We start from the raw sequence: 17975 nt of genomic DNA on the forward strand, positions 1-17975 counted from the left end.
CCATCCTGTAGTGATAGCCGAAGCCATCTTTTAAAATGGAATTATGCAATTCCATCTATTATCCGGTATTAGCACCGATTTCTCGATGTTATCCCAGTCTACAGGGCAGGTTGCCCACGTGTTACTCACCCGTCCGCCGCTAACATCAGGGAGCAAGCTCCCATCAGTCCGCTCGACTTGCATGTATTAGGCACGCCGCCAGCGTTCGTCCTGAGCCAGGATCAAACTCTCCATAAAAGTGTTTGATATAGCTCAAAAATAATTCATTGACGAGATATTACTATCTCTTTAATTCGCTTGGCTTTTTCTTGTTCAGTTTTCAAAGAGCTATTTGCGGTGTCAGACACCATGTGTCTAACAGCGACTTGAATATCATAACAAAAACATTTTTATATGTCAACTGTTTTTGCGATGTTTTTTTTGACTGCTTATATCTCATGGATAAAACAGTAAAACAATGATTTGCTCGTAAGCAGTAACCTTTATTATACACACTATTTTAAATAAAACTAGAGGTATCTTTCTCCTGTATTTCCATGTGAAAACAATCTCTTCCCATAAGGAAGAGATTGTTTTCGTTCTTTATTCTTCCGTTGTTTCTCGATGTCTCATTTGCGGAAACAACAATACGTCACGAATAGATGGTGAATTTGTTAATAACATAACGAGCCGGTCAATCCCTATACCTAGTCCCCCAGTTGGTGGCATTCCATACTCAAGTGCTTCAATGAAGTCCTCATCCATCATATGAGCTTCATCATCGCCTTGCTCACGTTCTTTTAATTGATCTTCAAATCGTCCTCTTTGGTCGATTGGGTCGTTTAACTCTGTAAAAGCATTCGCATGTTCACGGCCGACAATAAACAATTCAAAGCGGTCCGTAAAACGCTCATCTTTTGGATTTTTCTTTGCTAAAGGAGAAATAGCAGTAGGATGCCCGTATATAAATGTTGGTTGGATTAATTTTTCTTCAACAAAGTGTTCAAAAAACTCATTTACAACATGACCATATGTCATTGTCTCTTTCACAGGAACTTTATGCTCTTTTGCAATTTTTCTCGCTTCCTCGTCACTCATTTCTTGCCAGAAATCTACACCCGCATATTCTTTAATTGCATCGACCATGTGGAGACGTTTCCACTCAGGTTGTAAATCCACTTCATAGTCGCCGTACGTGACTTTTGTAGTTCCTAAGACTTCTTGTGCAATATGAGCGATTAATTGTTCTGTTAAACTCATAATATCTTGATAATCTGCATAAGCTTCATATAGTTCAATCATTGTAAACTCTGGATTATGCCTTGTTGAAACTCCTTCATTACGAAAAACCCTTCCGATTTCATACACTTTTTCTAAACCACCAACAATAAGTCTTTTTAAATGAAGTTCAATGGCAATTCTCATATATAACTTCATATCAAGAGCATTGTGATGAGTAATAAAAGGACGTGCTGATGCACCACCAGCAATCGAGTGCATTGTCGGTGTTTCAACTTCCAAGTACCCTCGACTATCTAAATATCTTCTCATCGATTGAAGGATTTTACTTCGGACGACAAACGTGTCTCTCACTTCTGGATTTACAATTAAATCTACATAACGTTGGCGATAACGCTGTTCAATATCTTTCAATCCATGAAACTTGTCCGGCAAAGGACGCAATGATTTAGACAATAAAGTAAAAGTCTTAACTTTAATTGATAATTCTCCTACTTTTGTTTTGAAAGCAACACCAGATACTCCGACAATATCGCCAATATCGATCGTATCAAAGATATCATACGCCTCATCGCCAACTGCGTCTTTTCGAACATAAATTTGAATTTGGCCCGTTAAATCTTGAATATGCGCAAAACCCGCTTTTCCTTTTCCACGCTTAGTCATCACTCTTCCTGCTAACGTCACATGGTTTTCATTTTCATCCAACTGTTCTTTTGATTGATCACCAAATTGCACATTCATTTCTTTTGCAGTATGAGTTCGTTCAAACTTACCACCGAAAGGGTCAATTCCACGGTCTTGCATCTGCTTTAATTTCTCTCTACGCACCCCTAACAAATCCGACACTTCCACTTCTTGACTCATTTCACCACTCCTCAATCATATTTTTGTTTGGTCCATAATCTATAATACATCCATCTATATGTAGAAAAACTGCCAGTTGTTGTGACTGGCAGTAGCATTCTTCGTAGCCCTTTAATTACACAATTGCAACTTCTTGTTGTTTAGCTTCTACTTCATCAACAAATTCATATAAGGCTTTTGCTACATCATCACGTGTTTCAAAATAGTTCACTTTATCTCTTACACTAGCATTGCCACGGATTCCTTTTAAATACCATGCTGCATGTTTTCTCATTTCACGAACAGCCACAAACTCTCCTTTTAGAGCAATGAGACGGTCTAAATGAATCATACAAACATCTATTTTTTCACGCGGACCCGGATCAGGAAGCAGCTCGCCTTTACTTAAATAGTGTACCGTTCGATAAAGCATCCATGGGTTTCCTAATGCAGCACGACCAATCATGACACCATCAACACCTGTTGTATCTAACATTCTTTTAGCATCTTCAGGTGACTTAACATCTCCATTGCCAATAACCGGAATCGAAACAGATTGTTTTACTTCTTTAATGATATCCCAATTTGCTGTACCTTCATACATTTGGACTCGCGTTCTTCCATGTAGCGCAACAGCTTTACCTCCTGCTCGTTCAACAGCTTGAGCATTTTGAACCGCATAAATATGATCTGAGTCCCAGCCCATTCTCATTTTAACCGTCACTGGTTTCTCTACAGCTTCGACGACAGCAGAAACCATATCATAAATTTTATTTGGGTCAAGTAACCATTTTGCACCGGCATCACATTTTGTAATTTTCGGTACAGGACAGCCCATATTAATATCAATAATATCTGCATTAGTATTTTGATCTACAAACATCGCTGCTGCCACAAGCGTTTCTTTTTCACCACCAAATATTTGCAAACTTAATGGTTTTTCACGCTCATCAACATAAAGCATATTTAATGATTTCTCATTTTTATATAATATCGCTTTATCACTAACCATCTCAGCACAAACGAGACCCGCACCAAACTCTTTTGCAATTAACCGGAATGCAGGGTTACATACACCTGCCATCGGCGCTAATACCACTCGATTTTTTAATTGCACATCTCCAATTTTAAACATTGTTACACCTCCATTTCTTTTTTATTTTTCCTTTATGATAATAAATCGTCTTTCTCAATCTTTAACAATGTGACCACTTTTTCAATAAACTCTTCACTCGGAACACGGGATCCTCTTTCAATTTCACCTAGTAATGAAATCGACACACCTAGTGCTTTTGCAAAGCTTTCTTGTGTATAACCTTTTAACTTTCGAAAAGCACGGATTTTTCTTCCCCATTTCTCCTTCTCCATATCTTTACACCTTCTTTATCTGGTAAAAAACCATATATTTGCTCAACCGTTTGTTCTTTATTTGACAAATATAAGTTGGGGTTCACTTCATGTAAAGGTACTATTACAAAAGCTCGTTCAGCCATTCGTGGATGGGGAACTTGCAGAACATCCATCTTAATATTTTCTTGATTATAGAGTAAAATGTCAAGATCTAACGTTCGAGGTCCCCAACGAATCTCTCGACTTCTCTTTGCTTGTTTTTCAATTCTTTGTAATAAAGATAATACTTCATCTGCTTTATACATTGTTTGTATAACGACAATCATATTTAAAAATGGACCTTGATTAATATAACCTACAGGCACTGTTTCGTAAATGGAAGATGTTTCAACTACTTTACAATTTGGATCGCGTTCTAGTGCCGAGACACCAAAGTGAAGGTGGCTTTCACGGTCTCCTACATTTGAACCTAATCCAATATAAACGATATTATCCAAAAGACCGACTCCTTGTAATTTCTACAGCTACTGATTCATAATGACCCGCAATTGGTGGGTCCGGCTTGATAACTTTTATTGTACATTGCTGTACTTTTTCAAATGTAGATAACAAACTATCTGCAATTTTTTCAGCTAGCGTTTCCACTAATTGATATGGTTTACCCTCAACAATCGCCTGAGTCGCTTTATATACATCAGCATAATTAACCGTTTCCTTTAAGTCGTCACTTTGACCTGCTTTTTGTAAATCAAGTTCTAACTGGACAGTAACAATATAACGCTGACCTAATGTATTTTCCTCAGGTAACACTCCATGATAGCCATAAAACTTCATTCGTTCAATATGGATTTTATCCATGTCATCCCTTCCTCCCAAGCATTGCATCCATCATTGTAGCCATTCTTTTCATCTGTAACACATCATGCACGCGCACAATCGTACACCCTTTTGCAATTCCTAAGCATACGGTTGCTCCCGTTCCTTCCACTCGTTCATTTACTGGTACATCGAGTGTTTTTGCGATAAATGATTTTCTCGATGTACCTAAAAGGACCGGATAGCCAAAAGAAGTTAACTCATCAAGCCTCCGCATAGCCTCAAGATTTTGTTCATAAGACTTGGCAAAGCCAATTCCAGGGTCTAATATAATTTGTTCATCCTTTACTCCTGCTCGTTTACATAAATCAATACTTTCTTGTAAATCAGCTTTCATATCTTCCATTAAATCGGTATATTGTTGATTATCACGGTTATGCATTAACACGATCGGTGCTTGAAAGTCTGCAGCTACAAACGCCATATTAGGATCAGCTTTTGCTCCCCAAACATCATTAATAATAGAGGCGCCCACTTCCAGTGCTTGCCTTGCCACTTCGGCTTTATATGTATCAATTGAAATCGGCACATCGATTTCTTTCGCTAGCTCTTTTATTATCGGAATCACACGATCTAACTCTTCTTTTACATCTACTTTCTCTGCACCCGGTCGAGTCGATTCCCCACCAACATCAATAATGTCAGCTCCATTTGATATCATTTGTTTTGCATGAATGATCGCTTGCTCAATCGTATTGTATTTTCCCCCATCTGAAAACGAGTCTGGAGTTGTGTTTAAAATCCCCATGATATACGTACGGTTTGTGAAACTTGTGGCAATAATTTCATTCGTCTGTATGCTCATCCTAACTCTCCTTTACTCCATAGCTTTGTTTTCCAATCATTAAATTGCTTTTGGAGTTTTTCTGTTATTCCATCATTAAAAGAAAATGATTTCTCCTTGTACTTTGTAATTTTTACAATCTCTTGAATCGAATTTGTAATAAACATTTCATCTGCTTCTAACAGTGCATCTTCGAAAAAACAACCTTCAACGACATTAATCTTTTCTTTCTTTGCTAAGGTAAATACAAATTGTCGAGTGATGCCATCTAATATTCCTGTTTCTAATGATGGGGTATATAATATATCATTCTTCACCCAAAACACATTAGATACTATTCCTTCTGCGATATAGCCTTCCTTTGTTAAAAAAATGCCTTCATCTCCAATATTTTGCCCTAATTCTCGTTTCCCTAATATATTGTTCATGTAATGGTGAGACTTTAATCGTTGTTTACCTTCTGGACTGTTTCGTCTCGTTTGTAAAAGTACCGCTTGTTTTTCTGCTGGCATATAGGATGGAATAGGTTTCATATAAACAATCGTTGTCGGTTCCTCATAATCGCCTGTATGCAATCCTAATGGTCCAACACCTGCTGATACATTCCATCTCACATATGCTTCTTGTAGGTCATTTGCATATAGAAGTGCTTCTAGTATCGCACATATCTTTTTCTTCTCATATCTCCACTCGATTCCTAACTGGACCAGACTCTTTTGCAAACGTTGAAAATGGTCATCCAATAAAAATGGATGACCTTCATAGATTCGAAAAGTTTCAAATACGCCCAATCCGTACATAAACCCATGATCAAAAATTGAAATTTGAGCAGAAGCCCCGTCGACAATGTTTCCGTTTAAATAAACCTTCACGTCCGGTTACGCTCCTTACTATGTGTTTCCAAAAAATTAAGAAGAAGTTTCTTTCCGTCTTCAGTCATAATTGATTCAGGATGGAACTGGACCCCTTCCACAGGCAATGTCTTATGACGAATAGCCATGATTTCTCCTTCTTTTGTCTCTGCAGAAATTTCAAAGCAATCCGGCAACGTTTCACGTTTGACAATTAATGAATGATATCTTGTAGCTGTAAACGGCGATGAAATCCCGGCAAAAATCGTTTTACCATCATGAGTCATTTTTGATGTTTTTCCGTGCATTAGTTTTTCAGCACGTACAACATCTCCTCCGAATACTTGAGCAATTGATTGGTGTCCTAAGCAAACACCAAAAATCGGGATTTTACCAGCAAAATACTCAATCGTCTCCAAACTGATTCCAGCTTCATTTGGACTACATGGTCCAGGAGAAATCATAATATAGTCTGGGTTAAGTTGTTCGATTTCCGCTATTGTAATTTGGTCATTTCGTTTAACTACTAGTTCATGACCCATTTCCCCTAAATATTGGACTAAGTTGTACGTAAACGAATCATAGTTATCAATCATTAAAATCATTATTATTTCCTCCTCAGCTCATCTACAGTTTCTTCTTCACTCATCTCTTTCGCTTTCCATAACGCTCTTGCTTTCTTTAAGGATTCTTTATATTCCGCTTTTGGATCGGAATCGATAACAATGCCTGCACCGGCTTGCACATACGCGATACCGTCTTTAGCAAGAAGGGTACGGATGACAATGTTTAATTCTAAATCTCCATTAAATCCAATCCATCCGATAGATCCAGTATAAATTCCCCGACGTACAGGTTCAAGCTCTTCTATTATTTCCATTGTCCTTACTTTAGGAGCACCCGTTATCGTACCACCAGGAAACGTCGCTTCAATGACTTCGTATCCACTCTTCCCCTCCGCTAAAGTCCCTCTTACATTGGAAACAATATGCATCACGTGTGAATATTTTTCAATGACCATTAGTTCATCGACTTCAACTGTTCCATAGGCACAGACACGACCGAGGTCATTTCGCTCTAGATCGACTAGCATAATATGCTCTGCTCGTTCTTTCTCATTTTCAATTAATGTTTTTGCTAATCTTTCATCTTCATCCTCATTCATCCCACGGGATCGTGTTCCTGCTATTGGCCTTGTACTAATGTCGTTGCCTTTCTTTTTCACTAAAAGCTCTGGTGAACCACTTACAATTTGAAACTCATCACTATGAAGATAGGCCATATAAGGAGATGGATTTAACTCTCGTAGCTTTTCATAAATATGAAAGGGATCCGTTACAAGGGGGCTCTCTTGCCGTACCGATAAATTCACTTGAAAGACATCGCCTTGCGCAATGTATTCTTGTATTTTCGAAACAGCATTCGTGAATTCCTCTTCGGTAAAAGATGCCCCTGCACTTCTTTGCTTAGTAGGCGTCTCTTTTCGTTCCCAAATGATGTTAGGATACTTTGCTTCCCACTGTTTTTTATACCGTTCAAGACGAGTCTTTGCTTCTAGATGGCTACCTTCTGTGTAATGGGTGATCATTGTCAATATTTCTTTTTCCGGTTCATAAACGAATACATCATCAAATACAAGGAAATAAAAATCATACGTTTGTAAATCATCCGCTGTTCTATTATCTAGTTTTTCAAAGTGACGAACCATATCATAGCTTATATACCCTATCGCACCACCTTGAAACGGTGGGCCATCCTCGATTAAAGGTGTGGAATAACGGTCCATCCACTCTTGTAATAAGGTAAAAGGAGTGCCTTCTTCTACGGTTGTTTTTTCCTTTATCGTTACTGAAAACTGCTTGTCCTTTCCTTTTACAATGGCAAAAGGGCGTAACCCTATAATTGAAAACTGTCCTCCTCGTCCACTTTCTAACAAGACATGGTGGGATTCTTCTTTCCCTAAATATTGATAGGCACGAAACCATTGCTCTCTCGGTATGGCAATCGTCGTCGTCATCTTATGCCGTTTGACTGCATGGGTCGTATCCTGTTGTTGTAGCAAAAATCTCACTCTCCCACTCTTTATTACTGTTATTTTACAACAAACATCCGATGAAAAAAAGCAGACCCTCTTGTTACGAAGAGAATCTGCTTAATTTACTCATAATTAATCTTCAAACTGGTATAAAGGAGTACTTAAGTAGCGCTCACCATTACTCGGGATAACAGCCACTACTTTTTTCCCTTTTCCTAATTCTTTTGCTGCTTGAAGAGCAGCGGAAATCGCTGCTCCTGAAGAAATTCCACCTAAAATCCCTTCTTCACGAGCGGCACGACGAGCATAATCAAAAGCTTCTTCATTTGATACTTTAATTACTGCGTCATACACTTCTGTATTTAAAATACTAGGAACGAATCCCGCTCCAATGCCTTGAATTTTATGCGGACCTGGCTTTCCACCTGATAATACTGGGGAGTCAGCTGGCTCAACTGCATAAATTTTCAAGTTAGGAAAATGCTCTTTTAAAAATCCACCAGCACCAGTAATGGTTCCACCTGTACCAATACCGGATACAAATCCATCAATTTGTCCTTCTACTTGTTCAAGTAGTTCTTTTCCTGTTGTTTCACGATGAATAGCAGGATTGGCTTCATTTTCAAATTGCTGAGGCATGAAATATCCATTTTCTTTTGCTAGCTCTGTTGCTTTACGGATTGCTCCACCCATTCCTTCTGGCCCAGGTGTTAATACTAGCTCTGCTCCGTATGCACGTAATAAATTACGACGCTCCATACTCATTGTTTCTGGCATAACAAGTTTTGCTTTATACCCTTTTGCAGCAGCAACCATCGCAAGACCGATTCCTGTATTTCCACTTGTAGGCTCAACAATCGTATCACCAGGTTTTAAATCTCCTTTTTTTTCAGCAGCTTCGATCATCGCTAAACCAATACGATCTTTTACACTACTTCCTGGATTAAAAAATTCTAATTTTAAATATACATCTGCAGAATCGTCTGGAACGAGACGGTTTAATTTTACTAATGGTGTTTGGCCAATGAGGTCAGTAATTGAATTTGCTACTCTCATATTAATACGTCCTCCTTTAATACCAAGTAAATTCATTGGTTTTGTTAAGATTATAGTAACAGACCGCGTTTCTCTCGTCAATAAAAAAGTTTCTAAATGATGGATCGATTGTTATTGTGTGGCTTCTTCTTGTAATGCCCGTAAATCTTCGATCGAAAACGTATAAACTTCATTGCAAAAATGACATCGTGTTTCGGCACCACCATCTTGTTCAATCATGTCATCAAGTTCTTGTTTACCAAGACTGATTAAGGCATTGGCTATCCTTTCTTTTGAACATTGACAGGAAAAAACAACATTCGATTTATCTAATATTTTAACATTATCATCACCAAGTAAAGCCGCAATCATTTCCTCAGGTGGCATCCCTGCTTCAATAAGCTTAGATATTGGTGGTAGCTGAGATAACCGTTTTTCAATCAAGTCAATAACCTCATCGTCTGCCCCAGGTAACATCTGAATAATAAATCCACCCGAAGCTAAAATCGACTCATCTGGATTGACTAGTACTCCAACACCAACAGACGATGGGGTTTGTTCAGAAGAAGCAAAATAATACGTAAAGTCTTCTCCTAACTCGCCTGAAACGATTGGAACACTTCCGGTAAAATGCTCTTTCATTCCTAAATCCTTTACAACGGATAAGTACCCAGTATTCCCGACAGCTTTCGCCACATCTAATTTCCCTTGTGCATTCAATTCAAAATGCACATTCGGATTTGATACGTATCCTCTTGTTTCTCCATACGCATTACTATCAACAATAATGGCGCCAATTGGTCCGCCACCTTCAATTTTTACAGTTAGCTTATCGTCTCCTTTTAACATCGCAGCCATCATCGTACTTGCTGTCATCGCCCTACCTAAAGCAGCAGACGCTGTCGGCCATGTTTTTTGTCGTCTTACGGCCTCATTGACCATCTCTGTCGTGCGGACCGCATATGCTCTTACTTTATTATCAAAACCTAGCGCTTTTACTAAATAATCTCCCATTATATCCTCTTCCTTTCTACACTTATGCTTTGTTTTTCCAATATATTAAATGCAGTCCATTTAATGTTAATAACGGGTCAACAATATCAATTGTGCGGGATTCCTCCGCAATAAGTGTAGCTAATCCTCCAGTAGCAATGACTTTAGGTTCGACTTTAGACTGTTCTTTCATTCGTCGTACAATTTCATCAACTTGTCCAACATAGCCATAAAAAATTCCTGCTTGCATCGCATGGACAGTATTTTTCCCAATTACGTGTGGAGGTTTGGTAATTTCAATCCGCGGTAATTTAGACGCCCTTGTATAGAGCGCTTCTGTAGAGATGCCAATTCCTGGGGCAATCGCTCCACCCATATATTGTTTTTCTTCATTAACATAACAATACGTCGTTGCGGTTCCGAAATCAACAATGACAAGAGGGCCACCATATTCATGAATCGCCGCAACCGCATTAACAATTCGGTCAGCTCCCACTTCTCGTGGATTTTCATATTTTATATTTAATCCTGTTTTAATTCCAGGTCCGATTATAATTGGTTCTTGCTTAAAATATTTTTTACACATTTGCTCTAAAGCAAACATAATTGGAGGGACAACAGAAGAAATAATAATTCCATCAATATCAGAAAATAGAACCCCTTCATGGTCAAATAAGTTTTTTATTACCATGCCGTACTCATCTTCTGTTTTTTGTTTACTGGTTGCAATTCGCCAATGGTATTTTAACGCGTTATCTTCATATACACCTAATACGATATTCGTGTTTCCAACATCGACAACAAAAATCATTTCATCACCCATTATCATTAGTCTCAACAAGATTATATCTGTTTTTACGGATTTCTTCCAATTTGACCTCTTCATTGTTTTCGTTTTACAACTATATTGTTGCGCTCAACCAATAATAAAAAGGATGCCCTACAGTCATCAAGACGTTTGGACATCCTCTGTTTTTACTTTTTACTGTCTTTGTCTTCTTCTGTTTCCGTGTTTGTCTTTTCTGTTGTGTCTTGCTGCTCTTCTTTTTTATCATAGACATGACTAGAAATGACATTAGATTCGTCTTTTTCATCTTCTTTTTTTGAAGAAATCGTTACTTTAACATCCTCATCTTTTTGATCATCTGTATGAACAAGGTTTGTATGGTGATTTTCTGGTAACTTTCCTTCATTAATTAAAGACTTAATTTGCTCTGCATCTAATGTTTCAAGGTCCATTAAGGTTTTAGCAATTAAATCAAGACTTTCCCGGTTTTCAGTAAGAATTTGTTTACAACGATCATAACAATCTTTTATTATTTTTTGAACTTCTAAATCAATTTCATATGCAATTTGATCACTGTAGTTTTGTTCGTTTTGAATATCACGACCTAAAAATACTTGGCCGCCACTTCCAGACACGAACTGCATTGGACCGAGTTTTTCGCTCATTCCATATTCTGTTACCATTTTGCGAGCAATTCCTGTTGCTCGTTGGAAGTCATTATGAGCTCCCGTACTCGCTTCTTGGAACGTAATCTCCTCAGCAACTCGACCACCAAGTAAGCCAACAATCTTATCTAAGAGCTCTGGTTTAGTCATGAAATAACGATCCTCTTTCGGAAGCATAACCGCATATCCACCAGCTTGACCTCTCGGAACGATTGTAACTTTATGAACCATATCTGCGTTTTCTAATTTCACACCAACAACAGTATGCCCGGCTTCGTGCCATGCCACAATTTTCTTTTCCTTTTCAGAAATGACACGGCTCTTTTTCGCTGGACCAGCAATCACTCTGTCAATTGCCTCTTCAATATGAATCATATTAATTTTTTTCTTGTTTTGCCTTGCCGCAATAAGTGCTGCCTCATTTAATAAATTTTCTAAATCTGCGCCAGAAAACCCAGGGGTACGTGTGGCGATTGTTTTTAAATTCACATCATCACCAAGAGGCTTGTTTTTCGCATGAACATGTAAAACCGCTTCACGTCCAATAACGTCTGGACGCCCAACCATAATTTGTCTATCAAAACGGCCTGGACGTAACAAGGCTGGGTCAAGAATGTCTGCACGGTTTGTCGCTGCAATAATTATGATACCTTCATTTGCACTAAAACCATCCATCTCAACGAGCAATTGGTTTAATGTTTGTTCACGCTCATCATGTCCTCCACCGAGACCTGCGCCACGTTGACGACCAACAGCATCAATTTCATCGATAAAAATAATACAAGGGGCATTTTTCTTTGCATTCTCAAATAAGTCACGGACACGAGACGCACCGACCCCTACAAACATTTCAACGAAGTCAGAACCACTTATAGAGAAAAATGGTACTCCCGCTTCACCAGCAACGGCACGAGCTAATAATGTTTTACCCGTACCAGGAGGTCCAACTAGTAAAACCCCTTTTGGTATCCTTGCTCCAATCGCGGAAAACTTCCGTGGATCTTTTAAAAATTCTACGACTTCGACCAACTCTTGCTTTTCCTCATCAGCACCAGCGACATCTTTGAATTTTGCTTTTTTCTTATCATCTTGAACCATCTTCGCTTTACTTTTTCCAAAGTTCATGACACGGCTACCGCCGCCTTGAGCTTGGCTTAATAAGAAGAAAAACAAAATAAAGATAATGATAAACGGAATAATTCCCGTAAAGAACGTAACCCAACCGCTTGTTTCATCGGCAGGTTCTGTATCCCATAGAGACTCACCAGTTGGTCCTTCTGCCGCTAGTATAATGTCAAATACTTGTTCTGTTCTAGGAAGATTTGCTTCGAAAAAAGCACCTTCCTCAGCGTTCACAAGTTGGCCACGGACTACATATACTTGGCGTTCAGGTTTAACTGTAAACGATTCCACCTGGTTTGCTTCTAAACGTTCAAAAAACTGGTCTGTCGTTAATGGCTCTGTTTGTGTTTGGTCTACACTAAAGAAACTTACTATTCCTACTATGACTAAAAAAATTAATAAATAGAATATTGTGTTGCGAAATATTCGATTCATTCCTGACCTCCTCCCACGTACGTTCAAACTTAACTTATAGTATCATAAATGGTAGCACGTTCACAATAATTACGCCCCGTAAATCTCAGGCTTTAGTATCCCAATATACGGGAGGTTTCGATATCGCTCAGCATAATCTAGTCCATACCCGACAACAAAGGCATCAGGAACGATAAAACCCGCTAAATCTGGCGTTAAATCGACTTTTCTTCCCTCAGGTTTGTCTAATAGTGTGACAACTTTTACTGATTTTGCTTTTCGATAATGAAATAGTTTAACCAAATAACTCAATGTTAGTCCGCTATCTATGATGTCTTCTACGATTAACACATCTCGGCCTTCTACAGATGTGTCTAAATCTTTAATAATCTTAACTTCTCCTGTTGAAACAACGCCCGAACCATAGCTTGAAACATCCATAAAGTCCATTTCAATATAGGTGTCGATTCGTTTTGTTAAATCAGCCATAAAGAGCATAGCTCCTTTTAACACACCAATCACCAGAGGGTTTTTATCTCGGTACTCCTCTGTTAGCTGTTTCCCTAACTCTTGTACTTTTATTTGTATTTCCTCTTCCGAAATTAACACTTCTTGAATATCTTCTCTCATAATTGAATAAAATGCCTCCCGTATGTATCGCTATAAATAGACTCCCATCAATGATAAGCTTTAAAGGTTAGAACAAGACATGATGTTGATGCTTCATCTATCATACCCTTTCTTGATTTAACAAAACAAGGAACCCAAATGATATCTCCATCTGCATCTGTCACAATTGGCCAATTGTCTCTTTTTTCAGTATCTACTTTATTGTCAATAAAGATGCGACTAATTTTCTTTGAACCTGTCATTCCCATTGGAGCAATTTTATCTCCCTCCTGCCTTGTTCTTACATAGAGGGGGAGGGATATTGCATTTGCATCGACAATCAATACATTTTTCCCATTTTCTCCACTTACTTCAGAAGATGGTATGCGTTGACCCGTTAATACGCCTGAATCCAATGTTATGCTCCCAGGAATCGTCCATGTTCTTCCTATTGTCCTTTTCTCATGATTTGTAACATATGTAAATGAACAATGGTTATACGAACGAATGGCTTTCATTCCATTTGGAAGTGAAACTTGCCCTGAAGGATGGGTAGCATGTAACACATCAATGATTTGTTCAATATGTATCATTTTAATAGATGGATGAATTTTCCCGTAAAGATATTTTAATATTAGATGAATCCCTCTCCTTTGTAAAGGGATTGCCATTTCCCTTACTTTCATCACATCGATTTTAATATATTCAGGCTTTTTTTCAATGATTGCTTCCTTTAAAGCTTCCGTCGTTAGTTTTTCAAGAAACATTTCGTCTTCTTGGATCCATTCACTTTGTTTTTGAAAATGGGTATGAACATTAGGATTTTCATCTTTAAAGAAAGGAAGAATAACTTTTCTAAAGCGATTTCTCGTATAAAGGAGTGACGTATTACTCTCATCTGTTCTTGGTAGAAGATTCTCTTCTTTACAATATTGCTCTATTTCGGCTTTTGTTATTCCTAAAAAAGGACGAATGATTTTACCCATTCCAAATTCACGGGTAACTGGGATTCCTGCTAACCCCACACCAACGGTTCCTCTTACTTGGTTCATTACGATCGTTTCGATTTGGTCATCTCCGTGATGACCCAATGCCAAATATGTTGCATTATGTTTAGCCATGACCATTTCAAAAAATTGATACCGACAATGTCTAGCTGCCACTTGCGTACTAACCCCTTGTTCTTCTTTGTACGTTTTTACATCTATACGTGAGCCTTCAAATATAATTCCCCGTTGTTGGCAAAAACGCTCTACAAATTTATAGTCTTCAAATGAAGTTTCCCCTCGTAATTGATGGTCAACATGGGCGCATATTATCTTGAATTGCTTTTCATACTTCCATAAATAATGAAGAAGGGCTAACGAATCAGGTCCACCAGAAACACCGACAACAACAATGTCATCTTGTTTCATATAGGTATGAATGTTCTTACTAACGACTTGGTTCATATCGTTGTCCAATTCCTCCTTTCCTAAAAGAAAAAATGGACAAGGCAAATACTAATCCGGCAGCAATCGCACCAGCTTGAAACATCGTGTCAATTCCAAGCTCTAATCCTAACACATAATCTCTTTCGACAAATGCCCTCATTGTAAAATAAGCTTTACTTCCCGGAACGAGTGGAATTATAGCAGGAATACTAAACATTGTAACAGGAATACGAAAACGTTTCGCTAAAATATGCGATAAACTTGCACTTGTTAACGAAGCTATAGCTGTAGCTAAAATTAACGTTACACCAAAGCTAGGGAGAAATTGAAACAACACCCACGATAAGCATCCAAGTAACGCTCCAAAGTAAAGCGCTCGGGTAGGCACATTAAAAAGAATACCAAATGAAAATGTTGCAATATAACACATTATAATTTCTAACCACATGCTAACTCCCCCCTTACGCTAAAAACAACCCAATGGCAAGTGCGATTCCCGTTGCAATCGATAAAGCGGTTAGCATTGCTTCAGCCCCTCGACTTACACCAGCAACATAGTCTCCAGACATTAAATCTCGGACTGCATTTGTTAAAGGCACCCCTGGAACTAGTGGCATTAACGTTCCAATAATAATTTGGTCAAGATTTATCCCCAAGCCAATATAAACAAGAAAAATTGCTGTTGCTCCTCCGATAAAAGCCGCAATAAATTCTGCAAAAAATTTCACTTTTAAATAGTCCTGAAAGGTAAATAACGCTAAACTTACAATAAAACCCGCCAAAAACGCCGGAAGCATGTCGCGAATGCCTCCACCAAACAAATAAGAGAAACCCGCACCAGCCATACCAGAAGCAATGTGAATAAGCCAAGGCGGATAGTTCATTGGTGCTTTTGCAATTTCTAGTAATTTTTCATAAGCTTTTTGCTCATCTATTTCCGATGAAACATATTCCCTTGAAACTTGGTTCACTAATGACACTTTATTTAAATCATAAATTCTGTCATCAATTCGGACCATCTGCATCATGTCACCTTTCCCTTCATCATCAAAGGAAAGAAAGATTCCTGTTGTCGTTACAAAACTATGGACATTAGCAACACCACCGGCTTTTGCCATTCTTTCTATCGTTTCTTCTACTCGATACGTTTCCGCTCCGTAAATGAGCATCGTTTCTCCTGCGAGTAAACAAATATCCATAATTCGGTCTGCTTTTGTCATAAGCATCCCCCCATAAACAGCTACATTAATTGTCCAAATAAGTATAGGATATATGCTAAAAGAAGGAAAGAGATAATGAGAAAGATTTCAACAAAAAAAGAGGATTTTTCTTTTTTCTGCTTCACTTTTTTCTTATATGTTTTTCTTGTTTCGGGTTGTGGTTTATGTTTGTATGTTGTTTTATTACTGACTATGTCCACTACCTCTTTTCTCATATCTTGAGCATTTTCATATTTCCCTTGTAAAGCTTTCATAATAACCATTCGGTACGGTTGAAGCTGCGCCTTCCCATCAATAGCAGCTTTTAATTGTTGTAGCGGTTTTTCCCCTTTTTTGTCAAACCTTTTTGGATAAAAACAGTTTATCATAATCATTGCGACTGCAAATAGATCATAGCTTGGCTCTGCTTTTCGGGTTCCAAGCCCCCAATATCCCCGGTCATAAAATTCGGTATATTCCTTAACAGAACGACCAAGCAATGTCGTTCCACCTACATCCATCCACCGAATCCGAGAAGGTGGACCAACAATAAGAAGGTTGTCGGGCTTTAAATCTCCAAACACCCAACCCGCTCGGTGGAGTCGATCTAAGTCACCTAACAGTTGAACGATAAAAATACCGAGCCACTCTTCTCCTCGTTTTTGAATGAACGGAAGTATACCTTCACCATTCAAATATTCCATCGCATAAAAGGGGAGGACCCCTTCTTGTGTGACATAATCATCAACATCTAACAAAGAAGGCCCAAGTACTTGGCCTTGGACCTTTGAAAAATGCTTCAGCACGTTTACCTCAGATGTAATTGCCATATTGTTTACACCAATTTTTAATGCGACTTCGCCATCAGCACAATGGGCTAAGTACACAGTACCTGTTGCACCTGATCCTAACGGTTTAATAATTTTATAAGGCTTCCGATGCCATTTTCCAACAAACTTTGTTCCATTTGCTAGTTTACATGCCTGACTCTTCATAGAGTTGTTCATCATCACGAGAAATCATACTCCTTCTTGAGCTATTTTTCTCAAACTTGTGCAACGCCACTTGTAAAGCAGGGCCAGTTGGTGTAATCCCTCCTGATGAAAGCTTATGAAACATCCCCGTTAATGAATCTAGTTTTGGTGTCCAATCTAATAAACGGTCAATTTCTTTTCGTTTGCCCGGAAAGCTATAAAGAGCAAACCGATTATCTCCCATACGAGAAGTTAAACTTATCGATAAATCCGTTAATGCTTCTTGAACCATCGGTAATTTATTTTTCATACTTGCACTCGTATCCACTAAGATAAGAACTTCTAAATCAATCGTCTCACCTAACTCATCAACAACTTCCATTACTTGTCCGCGTTTTTCGGGAGCTAAATCTTCCATATCTTGTTCTTTGCCTAATATTTGTTGTAATTCTTTATTAACAACACCATACAATGTTTGGGTCATCGCTTTTCTTGTAACCATTTGTACGGTTTTTGCTAATTGTTTTGCATAGACGACTTGACTAACACCACCACCCGCTAGTGCAATTTCTTCAACTTCCTTTATTCCTTGTTCGCTCATATGACTATCATCGACTACACCGATAACATTTACAGTAATCCCTTGCTCTTTCGCTAATGAAGCAATGGCAACTGGATCCTCACCTTGATTCGAACAACCATCCGTTAATAAGAGAATTTGCTTTAACGTTCCTTTTCCCATACTACTAATCCCCTCCAAAATGTCTGAATGTTACCATGATTC

At 38.4% G+C, this 17975-nt stretch carries 19 protein-coding genes and 1 rRNA gene; all 20 read right to left on the reverse strand.

Features of this window, described 5'->3' with window-relative positions; translation table 11 throughout:
- A 16S ribosomal RNA gene (locus tag T323_RS0112825) occupies nt 1-237 on the reverse strand; the annotation flags it as partial.
- A 345-nt stretch (nt 238-582) separates the two neighbouring features.
- Nucleotides 583-2085 carry a lysine--tRNA ligase gene (gene lysS / locus T323_RS0112830; RefSeq protein ID WP_026673650.1) on the reverse strand — a complete coding sequence of 501 codons (1503 nt, stop codon included), beginning with the start codon at nt 2083-2085 and terminating at the stop codon, nt 583-585.
- A 115-nt stretch (nt 2086-2200) separates the two neighbouring features.
- Nucleotides 2201-3199: a tRNA dihydrouridine synthase DusB gene (gene dusB / locus T323_RS0112835; RefSeq protein WP_026673651.1), complete on the reverse strand. Its 999-nt coding sequence runs from the start codon at nt 3197-3199 to the stop codon at nt 2201-2203.
- Between the two features lie 32 nt (nt 3200-3231).
- A complete protein-coding gene (locus T323_RS0112840) occupies nt 3232-3432 on the reverse strand; it encodes a helix-turn-helix domain-containing protein (protein ID WP_026673652.1) in 201 nt (66 codons plus the stop codon).
- On the reverse strand, nt 3384-3911 hold the full coding sequence (gene folK, locus T323_RS0112845; RefSeq protein ID WP_026673653.1) for a 2-amino-4-hydroxy-6-hydroxymethyldihydropteridine diphosphokinase: 528 nt from the start codon (nt 3909-3911) through the stop codon (nt 3384-3386). Before folK ends, T323_RS0112840 begins: the two co-directional genes overlap by 49 nt.
- A complete protein-coding gene (gene folB, locus T323_RS0112850; protein WP_026673654.1) occupies nt 3904-4272 on the reverse strand; it encodes a dihydroneopterin aldolase in 369 nt (122 codons plus the stop codon). Before folB ends, folK begins: the two co-directional genes overlap by 8 nt.
- A gap of 1 nt (nt 4273) precedes the next feature.
- On the reverse strand, nt 4274-5095 hold the full coding sequence (gene folP / locus T323_RS0112855) for a dihydropteroate synthase (RefSeq protein WP_051556518.1): 822 nt from the start codon (nt 5093-5095) through the stop codon (nt 4274-4276).
- On the reverse strand, nt 5092-5946 hold the full coding sequence (gene pabC / locus T323_RS0112860) for an aminodeoxychorismate lyase (RefSeq protein WP_026673656.1): 855 nt from the start codon (nt 5944-5946) through the stop codon (nt 5092-5094). The genes folP and pabC overlap by 4 nt, the downstream gene beginning before the upstream one ends.
- Entirely contained in the window at nt 5943-6530 is a 588-nt protein-coding gene (gene pabA, locus T323_RS0112865; RefSeq protein ID WP_026673657.1) for an aminodeoxychorismate/anthranilate synthase component II, read from the reverse strand. Before pabA ends, pabC begins: the two co-directional genes overlap by 4 nt.
- A gap of 2 nt (nt 6531-6532) precedes the next feature.
- Complete coding sequence (locus T323_RS0112870; RefSeq protein WP_026673658.1) at nt 6533-7942, reverse strand: anthranilate synthase component I family protein; 1410 nt, start codon at nt 7940-7942, stop codon at nt 6533-6535.
- 150 nt (nt 7943-8092) lie between these two features.
- Complete coding sequence (cysK, locus tag T323_RS0112875; protein ID WP_026673659.1) at nt 8093-9016, reverse strand: cysteine synthase A; 924 nt, start codon at nt 9014-9016, stop codon at nt 8093-8095.
- A 111-nt stretch (nt 9017-9127) separates the two neighbouring features.
- The gene (hslO, locus tag T323_RS0112880; RefSeq protein WP_026673660.1) at nt 9128-10009 is read right to left on the reverse strand and encodes an Hsp33 family molecular chaperone HslO; all 882 of its coding nucleotides are present in this window, start codon (nt 10007-10009) and stop codon (nt 9128-9130) included.
- A 22-nt stretch (nt 10010-10031) separates the two neighbouring features.
- Entirely contained in the window at nt 10032-10799 is a 768-nt protein-coding gene (locus T323_RS0112885) for a type III pantothenate kinase (protein ID WP_026673661.1), read from the reverse strand.
- A gap of 164 nt (nt 10800-10963) precedes the next feature.
- Nucleotides 10964-12997 carry an ATP-dependent zinc metalloprotease FtsH gene (ftsH, locus tag T323_RS0112890; protein ID WP_026673662.1) on the reverse strand — a complete coding sequence of 678 codons (2034 nt, stop codon included), beginning with the start codon at nt 12995-12997 and terminating at the stop codon, nt 10964-10966.
- A gap of 69 nt (nt 12998-13066) precedes the next feature.
- Entirely contained in the window at nt 13067-13606 is a 540-nt protein-coding gene (gene hpt, locus T323_RS0112895; protein ID WP_026673663.1) for a hypoxanthine phosphoribosyltransferase, read from the reverse strand.
- A 47-nt stretch (nt 13607-13653) separates the two neighbouring features.
- Nucleotides 13654-15036, reverse strand: coding sequence for a tRNA lysidine(34) synthetase TilS (gene tilS, locus T323_RS26670; RefSeq protein WP_035178623.1), 1383 nt, complete (start codon nt 15034-15036; stop codon nt 13654-13656).
- On the reverse strand, nt 15020-15466 hold the full coding sequence (locus T323_RS0112905) for a threonine/serine exporter family protein (protein WP_026673664.1): 447 nt from the start codon (nt 15464-15466) through the stop codon (nt 15020-15022). Before T323_RS0112905 ends, tilS begins: the two co-directional genes overlap by 17 nt.
- A gap of 13 nt (nt 15467-15479) precedes the next feature.
- A complete protein-coding gene (locus tag T323_RS0112910; protein WP_026673665.1) occupies nt 15480-16238 on the reverse strand; it encodes a threonine/serine exporter family protein in 759 nt (252 codons plus the stop codon).
- A 20-nt stretch (nt 16239-16258) separates the two neighbouring features.
- Nucleotides 16259-17227 carry a serine/threonine protein kinase PrkT gene (gene prkT, locus T323_RS0112915; protein WP_026673666.1) on the reverse strand — a complete coding sequence of 323 codons (969 nt, stop codon included), beginning with the start codon at nt 17225-17227 and terminating at the stop codon, nt 16259-16261.
- Nucleotides 17193-17933 carry a VWA domain-containing protein gene (locus T323_RS0112920; RefSeq protein WP_026673667.1) on the reverse strand — a complete coding sequence of 247 codons (741 nt, stop codon included), beginning with the start codon at nt 17931-17933 and terminating at the stop codon, nt 17193-17195. The genes prkT and T323_RS0112920 overlap by 35 nt, the downstream gene beginning before the upstream one ends.
- Nucleotides 17934-17975 lie beyond the last annotated feature (42 nt).

This window comes from Alkalihalobacillus bogoriensis ATCC BAA-922 (assembly GCF_000621445.1).
GTDB lineage: Bacteria > Bacillota > Bacilli > Bacillales > Bacillaceae_F > Bacillus_AO > Bacillus_AO bogoriense.